Origin of the sequence: Burkholderia sp. BKH01 (assembly GCF_025685725.1) — a bacterium.
Taxonomy (GTDB): domain Bacteria; phylum Pseudomonadota; class Gammaproteobacteria; order Burkholderiales; family Burkholderiaceae; genus Burkholderia; species Burkholderia pyrrocinia_C.
The window spans coordinates 166,378-180,913 of the sequence record NZ_JAOTQT010000002.1 but is presented as its reverse complement, the minus strand read 5'-3'; the positions used below and the strand labels follow the sequence as shown (position 1 = coordinate 180,913).

The following is a 14,536-nucleotide window of genomic DNA, read 5'->3' as shown; positions in this document are numbered from 1 at the left end:
TTGCCCGCCCGACGTCGGGGCAACCCTGCGGATCGCATGTGCCGCGGCCGAGACGTCGTTCGCAGTTTTGCTCATCGAGGAGCACGATCATGGCCAACCTGGCTCAGGCACGCACCGACGAGGATCTCGACCTGTCGACGCTCGCCATTCCCGATCACGCGCGCATGCCGCCCTTTTCGCTGACGATGGCGTGGTGGGCCGTGTGCAGCGCCGTGTTCTACATCGTCGTCGGCGCGACGCTCGCGCTCACCTACGGCGCGCGCAACGCGTTGATCGGGATGGCGCTGTCGGTGGTGTCGTACGGCATCGTCAATTCGATCATCAGCCGCTATGCGATCCGCACCGGCCTGTCGGTCGCGCTGTTCTCGCGCGTGCTGTTCGGCAGCGCGGGCGCGGCGCTCGCGACGCTGATCTTCTTCGCGACGGCGATCTACTACGCGGTGTTCGAAGGCTCGGTGATCGCGGTCGCCGCGCATCACCAATTTCCGGCGCTCGACTACAAGTGGGCGGCGCTGATCGTCGTCTGCTACAGCGTGCCGCTCGTGTTCGGCAGCGTGCAGCACTGGCTCGACAAGTTCAACGGCGTGCTGCTGCCGTTCTACCTGTTCGGGCTGCTCGCGGCGCTCGGGCTCGCGACGGCCGAGTACGGCTACAACGCCGCGTGGCTCGATTTCGGCCCGACGGGCGCGACGCCGGCCGGCGGCTGGTGGCACTGCTTCGTCTACTACATGGGCGTGTGGGTGCTGATGATGTTCACGTTCGACTATGCGCGTTTCGGGCGCAAGGAAGACGCGGGGTATCACGGCCGCTTCAACTTCGGAATGCCGTTCTATCTCGTCACGTTCCTCGTCAACGGTGCGGCCGGCATCTATCTCGTCAGCACGATTCCGGGGCTCGGCACGTTGTCCGAAGTGTCGGTCGTGCTCGCGCTGCTGAAGCTGATGGGGCTGTGGGGGCTGCTGTTCGTGTGGGTCACGCAATCGCGCATCAACACCGCGAACTACTATCTCGCGACGGTCAACATGCAGGCGTTCTTCCTGAAAGTGGCCGGCTTGCGCGCGCCGAAATTCGTGTGGGCGCTCGTGGTCGGCGCGGTCGTCTATGCGCTGATGATGGCCGACATCTTCTCGCGGATCCTGCAGGCGCTCGCGTACCAGGGCATCTTCGTCGTCGCGTGGGTCGGCGTCGCGCTCGCGCATATCCTGTCGGCGCGTTACGGGCAGCTGGTCGGCGACGACGTCGAATGCCGCGACGCGCATGTGCCGACGTTCAACCCCGGCGGGCTGACCGCGTGGTTCGCCGGCGCGTTCGCGGGACTCGCGCTGAACCAGGCGACCGGGCTTGCCGCGTCGTTGTCGGCACCCGCGACTTTCGTCGTGTCGTGGGCCGTCTATCGCGCGTTGCTGGGCACTGCGAAACGAACCTGGTTCGTGCGCAATACGTAACGGCGCGCGCCGCCGCGTATCACCCGATATGCGACGCCGCGCCGTCAAGCGCCGCGCGCACCCGCTCGACGAGCTGTGCGTCGACGGGTGCCAGCACCTCGCCGCGCGGCCGCACGCCCGAGCCGAAATGCACCGCGCGCACGCCGGTGGCCCGGACGAAATCGCCGACCGCATCGACCGTGAGCCCCGAGCCGGCGAGCACCGTGCACGTCGATCCTTCGGCCTGCCGCACCATCCGCGAAATCGTCGCGGCCGCGTCGAGCACCGACGGATGGCCGCCCGACGTCAGCACCGACGTGACGGCCGGCACGCGCAGCAGCGCGTCGAACGCGGCGTTGAGGTCGCGCGACACGTCAAATGCACGGTGGAACGTCAGCGTGCGGCCATCCGCGGCGGCGGCGATGCGCGCCAGGGCGCCGAGATCGACGTCGCCGCGCGCATCGAGCGCGCCGAACACGACGCCGTTCGCGCCGGCCGCAACGGCCGCGCGCACGTCGCGTTCGATCACGCGCAGATCGTCGGCGTCATAGACGAACGACCGGCTGTGCGGACGCACGATCACGTTGACGGGAATCGACACGGCGGCCACGACGGCCTCGATCAGGCCGACGCTCGGCGTCAGCCCGCCTTCGCTGATCGCGGTCACGAGTTCGAGGCGGTCGGCGCCCGCGCGGGCGGCGGCCTTCGCATCGCCGACAGTCGTGGCGATCACTTCGAGGAGGACGGAGGAAGCGGCGTTTCGGTTCATCGGCGGCTCGCGATTCGTCAGGACAATTCGCGCATCCTAGCCGAGCGGCGCGACGGGCGCCAGCGGGCCGGGCACCGCGAGAGTCAGCCGCGCCGCACGAGCCACATGCCGGCCAGCGCGGACAGGGCCGTCACCACGGCGCCCGGTGCGACCCGGAACATCCGCGCGTTCAGGTCCACGCCCTGCTGCTGCATCACGTCGACGATCCCGGGTGCCAGCAGGAACGACGCCCAGCCCATCATCCCGAGCGCGGTGGTCGCGGTCGCGATGAGCAGCGCAATGCCCGCACCCCGCGCGCGCGGCCGGAATGCACCGGCGAACGCGCCCGCAGCGAAGAGCACGGCCGAAAACGCGAACAGCGCGGCGACGAATCCGGACATCACGCCCGTATGGCCGACCCGCATGAACGCGCCCATCTGCGCGGTAATCACGCACATGCCCGCGATCGTGAACAGCACGACCGCCAGCGCATTGCGCACGAAGCTCACGCGAGTGCCTGGCGGAAATACGCGGTCGCGGGGCGCCGGAACAGCAGGTAGACGAACAGCGCGAACAGCAGGAAGCCGGGAATCAGCACCGCGAACATCGATACCGGCATGTTGACGAACGAGAACGCGAAGCCGAGCACGGACGTCGCGACATACGCCTTGCGCGACCACTCGCGCCCCTTGAGGATCGCGATGCCGATCACGACGTTCGCGGCTTCGATGATCACGCTGATGCCGAGCGTCGCCCAGACGGGCAGCAGGTAGTGCGACAGCAGTGCCTGGGTGGTCGGCATGCCGATCGAGAACGGCGTATAGATGCACGTGATCGCGTTGGTCACGATGATGATCCACGCGAGGATGGTCAGCGAAATCGGTCTTTTCATTGTGTTGTCCTTTTATTCGCCGCCATGGTGGCCCCCGGGACGGCGCGATCGCGGTCACGACGGCCGCGATCGCGCCATTTTCGGGGAAGCGTGCGGCGAATGCAACGGCCGGCCGGCGCCGGTGCGCCCCGGTCGCCAGGATCGCCGCAAGCACCGCAGGCGGCGCTAGCCGGCGTCCGCTTCGTCGTCGACCCAGTCGATATCGCCGCACAGCACGCGCTGCGCATCGCCGACGCGCACGGCCACCGACAGCGTCACGCACGGCTGCGCCTCGTTGATCGACAGGTACGGCCGCGTGACCTGCACGCGCCCCGGCTCGGCGATCGCCGAGCGGAAATACGGGCGGCGCAGCCAGTTCGCGCCCTGCGCGTCCGCCAGCGGCGAGAAGCGGGCCTCACTCAGCGCGCGATCGGCGCGCAGCACGACGTTGCGGCCCGACTGCCGGCCCTGCGCGTCGAGCAGGAAGCAGCGCGCGGCGGCATCGAGCGCGAGGAAGTTCCAGCACACCTCGTCGAGCGTCTCGCCGGCCGCGAGACGTTCGGCCGCGCGCTCGAACGCGCGCAGGTACGGCGCGATTCGCTGTGCGTCGCGCCGCTCGCGCGCTTCGGTCTGCTGACGAAAGCGCTCGGTCAGCTCACCGATGCAGGCCGTCGCGGCCGCACTGTCGGGCAGCCCCGGAGCCGGGCGGCCGAAGTAGTAGCCCTGCACGAAATCGGCCTCGCACGACAGCGCGATCTGCGCCTCGTGCTCGGTCTCGATCCCTTCGACGAGCACGAGCTTGCCGGCCTCGTGCAGCAGCGTCACGAGCCCGTGCAGGATCGCGGTGAGCCCCGTGCGGTGTGCCGCGTGCGACAGCATGATGCGGTCGAGCTTCACGATGTCCGGGTTCAGTTGCCAGATCCGCTCGAGGTTCGAATGGCCGGCGCCGAAATCGTCGAGCGCGATCAGGAAGCCGTGCGTGCGGAACTCGCGCACGGCCTCGGCGAGCCGCTCGACGTCGTCCGCACGCTGTTCGAGCACTTCGAGCACGACACGGCGCGGCGGCATGCCGAGCCGCTTCAGGTTCGCGAGCAGTGCGGCCGCCTGGAACGGGTCGGTGAGCACGCCCGGATGGACGTTGAGAAACAGCCACTCGCGCTCGGCGCCGAACAGCGCGAAGTTTTCGAGATGCAGCGCCTGCGCGAGCCGGTCGAGCTGCAGCAGTTCACCCTGGCGCGCGGCTTCGCCGAACACGTCGAGCGGCGACACGGGGCGGTCGAGCGCATCGTGCGCGCGCAACAGCGCCTCGTAGCCGACCGCACGCTGGTGCGACAGGCTGAATATCGGCTGGAACACGGTCGTGAGCGTCAGGTCGCGATGCTGCGTTGCCAGACGTTCGAGGCCGGAGCTCATCTCCCGCTCGAAACGGTACGGCGACGCGGCGGCCGGACGCTCCTGTTGCACGATCGTCATGCCTTCCTCCTGGTGAAGCACTCGAACGCGCCGACCGACGAAACGGACGGCGCGTGCAATGTCTTGGTTGGACCCTCGGTTGTCCGGTCGGTGCCGGACGGCTGCCCAGCATCAAGCAAGCTCCGTGCAAGGGGCGAACAACCCATACGCCGCGCGGGTGCGCGGGGCTGCCGCACCAGCGTGGCGCGCGTCCGGCGCACCATTTTTGTGCGCACGCACCGGCCGCTCGAGCGCAGCCGTCACAGCGGCACGCTACACTCCGTACGATCGTTTCATTCCCCGTATTCGCCGTATCGATGGAAATCGTCTTCACAGTCCTGATCCTGCTGCTGACCGTCGCACTGTCCGGTGCCGTCACACGCATCCTGCCGTTGCAACTGCCGCTGCCGCTGATGCAGATCGCGTTCGGTGCAATCCTCGCGTGGCCGAAGTTCAACCTGCACGTCACGTTCGATCCCGAAATCTTCATGCTGCTGTTCATTCCGCCGCTGCTGTTCGCGGACGGCTGGCGGATTCCCAAACGCGAGCTGTACCTGCAGCGCCGCGCGATCCTGATGCTCGCATTCGGGCTCGTATTCATGACGGTACTCGCAGTGGGCTACTTCGCGCATTGGCTGATTCCCGAGTTGCCGCTGCCGATCGCGTTCGCGCTCGCGGCCGTGCTGTCGCCGACCGATGCGGTCGCGCTGTCGGGCATCGCCGGCAAGGGTAGGATCCCGCCGCAACTGATGCACATCCTCGAAGGCGAGGCGCTGATGAACGACGCGTCGGGCCTCGTCGCGCTGAAGTTCGCGATCGCGGCCGCGCTGACCGGCGTGTTCTCGCTGCGCGCCGCGTCGGTCACGTTCGTGATCGTCGCCGCCGGCGGGCTCGCGACGGGCGCGATCGTGTCGTGGGTGTTCAGCGCGCTGTCGACGCGCTTCCTGAACGCCGAGCAGGAAGGCGATCCGGCCCCCGGCATCGTGATGACGCTGCTCGTGCCGTTCGCGGCCTACCTGTTCGCCGAGCACCTCGATCTGTCGGGCGTGCTCGCGGCCGTGTCGGCGGGGATGATGATGAATTACACGAGCTTCTCGCGCAAAAGCACCGTCGCGTCGCGCGTGCGCGCCGAAAGCACGTGGGCGATGATCGAGTTCGTGTTCAACGGCATGGTGTTCATCATGCTCGGGCTGCAGTTGCCGCACATCATCGGCCGCGCGCTCGTCGACGCGCACCATACGAGCGACGCACTCGTCGGCCGGATGATCTTCAACGTATGCGCGATGATGATCGCGCTGTATGCGATCCGCTTCCTGTGGGTCTGGCTGCTGCGCTGGATTGCGAGCCGCCGCGCGGCGCGCCAGGGTCTCGCGGGCACGATGGCCGGCGTGCGCACGATCGCGGTGATGACGGTCGGCGGCGTGCGCGGCGCCGTCACGCTCGCCGGCGTGCTGTCGATCCCCGTCGCACTCGCCGACGGCGCGCCGCTGCCGGGGCGCGACACCGCGATCTTCGTCGCGTCGGCCGTGATCCTCGGCTCGCTCGTCGTCGCGGTGATCGGCCTGCCGCTGCTGCTGCGCGGCGTGCGCTCGTCGCGCAACCCGCTCGCCGACGAGGAGCGCACCGCGCGTGCGGCCGCCGCGCAGGCCGCGATTCGCGCGATCGACTCGTCGCACGACGCGATCTCGGCCGATCTCGACGAATCGGGCGCCGCGCGCTGCGCGGACATCTCCGCGCGCGTGATGGACCAGTACCGCCGCCGGCTCGCCGCGCTCGCCGAGGACGGCCCCACGCCGCGCGCGGAAGCGAAGCAGAGCGAAACGATGGAACTGCAGATGCGGATCGCCGCGATCCGCGCGGAGCGCTCGGTGCTGTACCGGCTGCGCAGCGACAGCAAGATTTCGGACGAGACGCTGACGAAGCTGATCCGCGAGATCGACCTGTCGGAAACCGCGCTGTCGACGCGCAAGAAAGGCATTCTCTGACGGGCCGTTCGATGCCCGGAAGCAACCACCCATAAAAGAACGGCGACGCCGAAGCGTCGCCGTTTTCACATCCGCCCGCGTTCGCGTTACTTCGCGACGACGACCGGAATCCCCTTCAGCATTCCGGCGCCCTTCATTTCGTCGAGCGCGTGCTGCACGGCCGCGCTCGTCGCCGCGTCGATGCCGAGCTGCAGCGCGAGCTCGCGCTCCGCACGCTTCACGCCGGCCAGGTTACGCACCTTCACGTGACCGAAGCCGCGCACGCGGGCGTGCAGGTCGGCCAGCTGCGCGACCTGCGCCGCATTGCCGGCCGTCGTCGCGGCGAGCGCACGGGCGAGCGTCGTCTCGTAGTCGTCGGCGAGCGCGCGTTCCATCCTGCGCTCGACGGTGCGGCCGAACGGATCGAGCCACGTGCCGCGCAGGCTGCGCACGCGGGCCAGCATGCCGAACACCGGCCACATCCACTGGCCGAACACGCGTTTCTTCGGCACGCCGCCGTCGCGGCCGGCCTTCGCGATCGTCGGCGGCGCGAGGTTGAACTTCACGCGATAGGCCTGCCCCGGCACGCCTTCGAACTGCGCTTCGAGCGCGGTGCGGAATGCGTCGTCCGTGTAAAGCCGCGCGACCTCGTATTCGTCCTTCACCGCGAGCAGCCGGTAGAACGTCGTCGCGACCGCGCGCGCCAGCGCGTCGTCGCCCTTCGCGGCCGCCGCGTTCACGAGCGCACGGTAGCGCTCGACGTAGCGCGCGCCGCCGTACGCGTCGAGACGCGCTTCGCGATCGGCGATCAGTTCGGCGAGCGTCTCCGGCGCGACCTGTGCGGCCACCGTGTGACGCGCGTTCCACAACGCGTCGAGCCCCGCCGCATCGCCGGCCGCCATCCGGCCGATCGAGAACGCGAGCTTGTTCATCGGCACCGCAACGTTGTTCAGCTCGATCGCGCGCATCATCGCGGCGAGCGACACCGGCACGAGGCCGAGCTGCCACGCGTAGCCGAGCATCAGGATGTTCGCGCCGATCGAATCGCCGAGGAACTTCGCGGCGAGCGCCTGCGCGTCGCAGCTCGACAGGTAGCCGTCGCCGGCCGCGTGACGCATCTTCTCGAGCAGCGCGTCCGCATGCAGGTTCGCGTCGGGGTTCTGCACGAACGACGCGTTCGGGATCCGGTGCGTGTTGACGACGATCCTCGAACGCTCGTGACGCACCGTCTGCAGCGCTTCGGCGCTCGCGCCGACGACCATGTCGCACGCGAGCAGCACGTCGGCCTGCTGCGTGTCGATGCGCACCTGGTTCAGCCATTGGTCGCTCGAAGCGATCCGCACGAACGACAGCACCGAGCCGCCCTTCTGCGCGAAGCCCATGAAGTCGAGCACCGATGCGCTCTTGCCTTCGAGGTGCGCGGCCATGCTGATCAGCGCGCCGACCGTCACGACGCCCGTGCCGCCGACGCCCGTCACGAGCATGTCGAACGGCGCCGCATCGAGATGCGTCGCCGGCACCGGCAGCGCGTCGACGCGCGCGGCTAGCGCCGCTTCGTCGAATGCGGCGCCCGCGGCCTTCTTCAGCGCCGCGCCTTCGACCGTCACGAAGCTCGGGCAGAAGCCGTTCACGCATGAATAATCCTTGTTGCACGACGACTGGTCGATGCGGCGCTTGCGGCCGAGCGGCGTCTCGAGCGGCTCGACCGACAGGCAGTTCGACTGCACGCCGCAGTCGCCGCAGCCTTCGCACACCGCGTCGTTGATGAACAGGCGCTTGTCCGGGTCGGGGAATTCGCCTTTCTTGCGGCGGCGGCGCTTCTCGGCCGCGCAGGTCTGGTCGTAGATCAGCACGGTGACGCCCGGCGTCTCGCGCAGTTCGCGCTGCACCGTGTCGAGCTCGCTGCGGTGGTGGAACGTCGTACCCTTCGGAAACAGCCCGTGATGGCCGTCGTACTTCTCCGGTTCGTCGGACACGACGACGAAGCGCGACACGCCTTCCGCCTCGACCTGTCGCGCGATCTGCGGCACCGAGATGCTGCCGTCGACCGGCTGGCCGCCCGTCATCGCGACCGCGTCGTTGTAGAGGATCTTGTACGTGATGTTCGCTTTCGCGGCGACCGCCTGGCGGATCGCGAGGATGCCCGAGTGGAAGTAGGTGCCGTCGCCGAGGTTCTGGAACACGTGCTTCGTGTTCGTGAACATCGCGTGCGCGGCCCAGTCGACGCCCTCGCCACCCATCTGGATCAGCCCCGTCGTGTCGCGCTCCATCCACGACGCCATGAAGTGGCAGCCGATGCCGGCCTGCGCGATCGAGCCTTCCGGCACCTTCGTCGACGTGTTGTGCGGGCACCCCGAGCAGAAGTACGGCGTGCGCTTCACCGCGTCGGCCTCGTTCGACAGGATCTGCGGCGCGACGAGATCGACGACGCGTTCGCGGCGGTCGAGCGCCGGCTTGTGCCGCGCGAGCCATTCGGCAAACACCGGCAGGATGCGCGACGGGCGCAGCTCGCCGAGTTCGGACAGCAGGCAGGCGCCGGCGGCGTCGTGCTTGCCGAGCACGCGCGGACGCGCGCCTTCCGTGCGGTTGTACAGGTAATCCTTGATCTGCTGCTCGATGACCGGGCCTTTCTCCTCGATCACGAGCACTTCGGCGAGCCCGTCGACGAAGGTCTCGATGCGCGTCATCTCGAGCGGATACGACAGGCCGACCTTGTAGATCCGCACGCCGGCCGCGTCGAGGTCGGCCACCGTCAGGTCGAGACGGCGCAGCGCCTCCATCAGGTCGAGATGCGCCTTGCCGCACGTGACGATGCCGACGTTTGCCCGCGCGCTCGGCGCGATCCACTTGTCGATGCTGTTGGTGCGCGCGAAATGACGCACCGCGTCGAGCTTCGCGGCGAGACGCGCCTCGATCGTGAGGCTGGGCAGGTCGGGCCAGCGGTTGTGCAGGCCGCCCGCCGGCGGCGTGAAGCCCGCCGGCGCCGGCCACTGCGTCTGCAGCGCGTCGAGATCGACGGTCGAGCCCGACTCGACCGTTTCCGAGATCGCCTTGAAACCGACCCAGGCGCCCGAGTAGCGCGACAGCGCCCAGCCGTACAGGCCGAATTCGAGCATGTCGGCGATGTTCGCCGGGTTCACGACCGGCATGTGCCACGCGATCATCGCGAAGTCGCTCTGGTGCGGCATCGACGACGACACGCAGCCGTGGTCGTCGCCCGCGACGACGAGCACGCCGCCGTGCGGCGACGAACCGTACGCGTTACCGTGCTTCAGCGCGTCGCCGGCGCGATCGACGCCCGGGCCCTTGCCGTACCACATCGCATACACGCCTTCGACCGTACGCTCGGGATCGGCCTCGACACGCTGCGTGCCGAGCACGGCCGTGCCGCCGAGTTCCTCGTTGATTGCGGGCAGGAAGCGCACGCCGCTGCCGTCGAGCAGTTTCTTCGCCTTCCACAGCTGCTGGTCGACCATGCCGAGCGGCGAGCCGCGGTAGCCGCTGACGAAGCCGGCCGTGTTGAGCCCCTGTTCGGTGTCGACCGTGCGCTGCATCAGCATCAGGCGAACCAGCGCTTGCGTGCCGGTCAGGAAGATCCGGCCGCGCGTCGCGGTCAGGTTGTCGGTCAGGCGATAGTCGGACAGGGCAGGCGTGCCGTCGATGGGCAAGCGGGCGGTCATGGGGGATGTCTCCTGATTGTGCTGTTCTGGGCTGCGCGGCGGTGCGTCGGGCGACGTGTGGGCGCCGGCAGCGAATGCCTCTATTTTTTCGCGCGCAGACGAGAATGTTTTTTCTCTTCTTGCTCGGGCGGGCCCGTAGCGAGAAAAACTGCGCAGCTTTTTACCGGGATTTGAGAGAGTTTTCGCGCGCGGTGGTCGAGCGGGATTGGCGGGGTGTCGGGACGGCCGGGTGGTTTAACGGAACCACCGGTGCGGGTCCGCAGGCAACCGGCCGGCGCGGCGGCGGGTGCTCGCGCCCCGTGTGACAAGGGATTCGGCGGTCCGAGGCGGTCACCCTCACCATTGGAATGCACAGCCTTCCGATTGGTCGGAAGCGCGGGATGTCCACAATGCCGCGCCCTTCGGCCGATCGGGCTCGCGCGCTCACCGTTCGAATGCACAGCGTTTCGAGTGGCGTTGGGGGCGGGATGTCCACATCCGTGATCGGTATCCGGTTCGCTCGGGCGCCGACGCTCACCGTTGAAATTCACAGCATGGCGAGTGGGTTTCGGCTGTGGATATCCACATCGGCATCGGCTGATTTCGTCGATCCGCGATTCACCCTCACCGATCGAATACACAGGAGCGCGAGTGGGTTCGTTGGCCGGATATCGACGCCGGACAGACATGCTGCGCAGTCGTGGGCTTGCGCTCACCGTTGAAAACCACAGCGCTTCGAGTGGCTGTGGCGGTGGTTGTCCACCGCCCGAACTGCCTCTGTCGTCCGGTCTCAAGCGCACCCTCACCGTCGAAAACCACAGCGCTTCGAATGGCTGAGATGGTAGTTGTCCACGCCCGAACCGGCTCTGCTGACCGATCTCGCTCGCACCCTCACCGTTGAGAACCACAGCGCTTCGAGTGGCTGCGGCGGCAGTTGTCCACCGCCCGAACCGGCACTGCCGTCCGATCTCGCTCGCACCCTCACCGTTGAAAAACACAGCGCGACGAGTGGCCTGGAGAGACGGATATCCACATGGACGCGAATCCTTTGATCAGCCATGAAAGCACGTTTCCAAGGGCCGCGACGACCGGGAGGCCACGCCGGCGTCGGCACGCTATCCAATCGGGCGTCGACACTCACCTTCGAAATACACAGTGCCGCGAGTCGTTTGGTTGGCCGGATATCCACACGGGAATCCGCGTTGCCCTCGACAGCGTGCTCGCTCCCGGGCCTGAAATGCGCGGCGCTTCAGACGACGTTGTCGGCCGAACGGCCGCGTCTTGACCGGCTGTCCGCCGATGGCGCACTCACGCTCACCATTGAATTGCACAGCGCGTCGAGTCGCTTGAGAAGGTTGGTACGCGCAATGAAATCTGCTCGCGGCGGACCACTTCCCCGCGCTCACCGTTAGAATGCACGGCCCTTCGATGGGCTTCCGGGGCCGGATATCCGTGTCGCCACGCACTCGCGGTTCGGTCACGCATGCGCGCGTTCGGCTAGAATGCGCGGCGCTCCGAATCACACCAAAGGTTGGGAAGCCGCGCCGGAGCAGGCACGTCGCGTGATCGGGCGCCGACACTCACCGCTGAATTCCACAGTATTTCGTGTCGTTTCGTGGGTCGGTTATCCACAACCCTCTTCATGTATTGCGCGCATTCGGTCATCCTCACCGGTGAAATGCACAGGTCGCCGAGTCGTTTCGATGCGCGGATATCCACAACGGATCGTGCGAAGAAACGTTCGTCGGCACATCGGCGAAAGCGGTCGGCGCATCAACGCGCAGCATTCGGGCGATAGCCGGAAAGCCCTGTCTGGACAGCCTCGGCGGCACCCTCACCATTCAAATGCACAGCGTTTCGAGTCGCCTTGGCGGTGGGTTGTCCACATCCCTCCCATTGCGCTCACTCAAGCCGACACACGCTCCCGGGCAGCCTCACTCGGCGATCGAACGAATGACCGTTGCCGGATTGCCGCCGACGAGCGTATTCGGCGGAACGTCCCTGGTGACGACGGCCGCGGCCGCGACGACCGAATTCTCGCCCACCGTCACGCCACCGATGATCGTCGCGCCGGCGCCGATCCAAACGTTCCGTTCGATCACGATCGGCTTCGCGACAACGAAATCGCGCCGCCGGGAAGGCTCGACCGGATGGCCGGACGTGATCAGGCTGACGTTCGGCCCGATCATCACGTCGTCGCCGATCTCGAGCCCGCCCAGGTCGTAGAACGTGCAGTTCTGGTTGACGAACACGTTGCGCCCGATCTTCATGCCGGCGCCACCCGTTGCATGGAACGGCGGAATCAGCACGAAGCCGTCGTCCACCTGCGTGCCGATCAGTTCGCTGAACAACGCGCGGACGTCTGCCGCATCGTCGAACGTCAGACGGTTGAGCCGCGCGGTGATCGCCATCGCTCGCTTGACCTCGGCCACCATGGCCGCCGATTCCGGCGTTCTTCGCGGAATGATCGTGGTGCGATCGTCGTTTGCCATTCGTTGCTTGTCTCCCTGCACGGTCGAACCGGCGGTGCCCGGCAGTCGTGCTGATCTGCACCGAGATTCCCGATTCGAATTTATAACTAGTCTTTATATAACTAGTCACTCATTAAACCTCTGTCGAACCCGCGTTGCTCGGGTACGCTTGAGCATTCACCGGACCCTACCTGCACCCAAACGCGGAGGCGCGATGAAGCTCTACTACTGGCCGAAGACCCGGGCATTCCGGGCGTTGTGGATGCTGGAGGAAATCGGCGTGGTGTACGAACTCGTGCCGATCGACCTGCGCTCGCACGAACAGGGCAGCGACGCGTTCGTCCAGGTCAACCCGATGGCCAAGCTGCCCGCGCTCGACGACGGTAGCGCGCCGTTCGCCGAATCGGGTGCCGTGCTGCTCTATCTCGCCGACCGTTGCCCGGGCGCCGGGCTCGGCATCGCACCCGACGATCCGCTGCGCGGCCGTTTCCTCCAATGGATGTTCTTCACGCCGACCTGCCTCGAACCGGCGATGGCCGAAAAATTCACGGGCGCATCGGGCAATCCGGTCGCGTTCGGCTGGGGCAACATCACGCGCGTGCAGCGCGCGCTCGCGCAGACGCTCGCCCATAGCCCCTGGCTCGTCGGCGACCGCTTCACCGCGGCCGACCTGCTGCTCGCCAGCACGCTGAAGATCGCGTTCGACGCGCATCTGCTGCCGCACGAAGGCGTGCTCGGCGACTACGTCGCGCGAGCCGAGGACCGCGACGCGTTCCGCCGCGCGGTCGCGATCGAACAACGCGAAGCGGCGCGTCTGCTGCACGCTTGACGCATGCGGGGCGGCGCCCGCCGCCCCGCGAGCATACCTACGCAGCCGGCCCCTGCGCCGCGGCGCCCGCTTCGACCACCACGCCCGGCGAACCGCGCTCGTCGGTATCGGTGTCGACCGGCACTACGTCGTGAAAATGCGTGTAGTCGATGTGCGTGACGCCGTCTTCGTCGTGCATCAGGTCGACATAACGATGACGCCAGCGAATCTCCCCATGCGCCCACGAGTGACGCGCCTGCATGACCTGCGCGGTCGTCTCGTCCGAGCCCTCGATCGTGATCAGCAGCGACGCGTCGCGCGCAGCAAGCGATTCGGGCGTCTCGCCGAACAGCGCGCTCGATTCGTCGATCACGTGCATCAGGTTCCAGCCGAGCAGGAAGATCGGATGCTCGCTGCGCACGAGCGGCAGGTCGTGGATCTTGCGCAGCGAGTAGCCCTCGTGCGTGCCTTCGACGCGCATCAGCCGCAATTTCGCCTGCGCCTCGGCAATCACGTTCTGGCGCGCATTCGCGGCGCGCACCATCAACGTCATCCGGCCGTTCAACGGCCGCACGATCGCGTAGCGCGCGAACAGGATCTTCGCCTGCGGCCGGGAAAACCGCGCGAACACGAGCCCCGTGGCCAGCGCGATGCTCGACATCCCGACGAAGATCTCGAGCGTCGCGACCAGGTGCGCATAAGTAGTCTGCGGATGCATGTCGCCGTAGCCGACGGTCGCGAGCGTCTCGACGCTGAAGAAGAACGCGCCGCCGAACCCGGCCGGCGACTGGTTCGCGATCGGCGCGTGGCCCAGCATGTAGAGCATCGCGAAGCCGCCGTTGAGCAGCAGGAACAGCACCGCGAGCGACAGGAAGAACACGGGCCAGCTCACCGTCAGCGCGCGGTGATAGAAATCGCGCCAGCCGAGCGGCGGCATCCCGTACGCGATCACCGGGCGGGTGCCCGACCAGATCTTGCGGCCACGGCCGCGGGAGGCGGGGGAGGACGAATCGACGGTCATCGCGCAGTGCCGGTTTCAGGGAGGCGATGAGCGTAGCATGCGCGGCGGCGGCCGGGAATGCGTGCCGATTCGGAACGGAAATTTGCCGCGCCGCCGGACGCGTGCGGCCGCGCAGCGT

General features: G+C 67.6%; 10 protein-coding genes. 3 read left to right on the top strand and 7 right to left on the bottom strand.

Annotation, left to right across the window (positions count from 1 at the left end; translation table 11 throughout):
* Nucleotides 1-89: 89 nt before the first annotated feature.
* The gene (locus OEJ37_RS03785; protein WP_175919480.1) at nt 90-1,445 is read left to right on the top strand and encodes a purine-cytosine permease family protein; all 1,356 of its coding nucleotides are present in this window, start codon (nt 90-92) and stop codon (nt 1,443-1,445) included.
* A 19-nt stretch (nt 1,446-1,464) separates the two neighbouring features.
* Here the strand turns inward: OEJ37_RS03785 and OEJ37_RS03780 are convergent, their stop codons facing one another.
* The 4 genes from OEJ37_RS03780 to OEJ37_RS03765 all read right to left on the bottom strand — a co-directional run bounded on the left by OEJ37_RS03780 (nt 1,465) and on the right by OEJ37_RS03765 (nt 4,516).
* Entirely contained in the window at nt 1,465-2,193 is a 729-nt protein-coding gene (locus OEJ37_RS03780) for a copper homeostasis protein CutC (RefSeq protein ID WP_175919481.1), read from the bottom strand.
* Nucleotides 2,194-2,276: 83 nt separating this feature from the next.
* The gene (locus tag OEJ37_RS03775; RefSeq protein ID WP_175919482.1) at nt 2,277-2,681 is read right to left on the bottom strand and encodes a hypothetical protein; all 405 of its coding nucleotides are present in this window, start codon (nt 2,679-2,681) and stop codon (nt 2,277-2,279) included.
* On the bottom strand, nt 2,678-3,064 hold the full coding sequence (locus tag OEJ37_RS03770; RefSeq protein ID WP_175919483.1) for a hypothetical protein: 387 nt from the start codon (nt 3,062-3,064) through the stop codon (nt 2,678-2,680). The genes OEJ37_RS03775 and OEJ37_RS03770 overlap by 4 nt, the downstream gene beginning before the upstream one ends.
* 165 nt (nt 3,065-3,229) lie before the next feature.
* Nucleotides 3,230-4,516, bottom strand: a complete 1,287-nt coding sequence (locus OEJ37_RS03765) for an EAL domain-containing protein (protein WP_034179193.1) — start codon at nt 4,514-4,516, stop codon at nt 3,230-3,232.
* Between the two features lie 296 nt (nt 4,517-4,812).
* On the opposite strand from OEJ37_RS03765, the gene OEJ37_RS03760 reads away from it, so the two are divergent.
* Nucleotides 4,813-6,480 (top strand): Na+/H+ antiporter, encoded by a 1,668-nt coding sequence (locus OEJ37_RS03760; RefSeq protein WP_263343246.1) that lies wholly within the window; start codon nt 4,813-4,815, stop codon nt 6,478-6,480.
* A gap of 86 nt (nt 6,481-6,566) precedes the next feature.
* Here the strand turns inward: OEJ37_RS03760 and OEJ37_RS03755 are convergent, their stop codons facing one another.
* Nucleotides 6,567-10,139 carry an indolepyruvate ferredoxin oxidoreductase family protein gene (locus OEJ37_RS03755; RefSeq protein WP_263343245.1) on the bottom strand — a complete coding sequence of 1,191 codons (3,573 nt, stop codon included), beginning with the start codon at nt 10,137-10,139 and terminating at the stop codon, nt 6,567-6,569.
* Between the two features lie 1,913 nt (nt 10,140-12,052).
* Nucleotides 12,053-12,610, bottom strand: coding sequence for a DapH/DapD/GlmU-related protein (locus OEJ37_RS03750; protein ID WP_174419941.1), 558 nt, complete (start codon nt 12,608-12,610; stop codon nt 12,053-12,055).
* A 193-nt stretch (nt 12,611-12,803) separates the two neighbouring features.
* Between OEJ37_RS03750 and OEJ37_RS03745 the strand changes: the two genes are divergently transcribed.
* Nucleotides 12,804-13,418, top strand: coding sequence for a glutathione S-transferase family protein (locus OEJ37_RS03745; protein ID WP_034179197.1), 615 nt, complete (start codon nt 12,804-12,806; stop codon nt 13,416-13,418).
* Between the two features lie 37 nt (nt 13,419-13,455).
* On the opposite strand, the gene OEJ37_RS03740 is transcribed toward OEJ37_RS03745, so the two are convergent.
* Nucleotides 13,456-14,418 carry an ion channel gene (locus OEJ37_RS03740; RefSeq protein WP_263343244.1) on the bottom strand — a complete coding sequence of 321 codons (963 nt, stop codon included), beginning with the start codon at nt 14,416-14,418 and terminating at the stop codon, nt 13,456-13,458.
* Nucleotides 14,419-14,536: the final 118 nt, after the last annotated feature.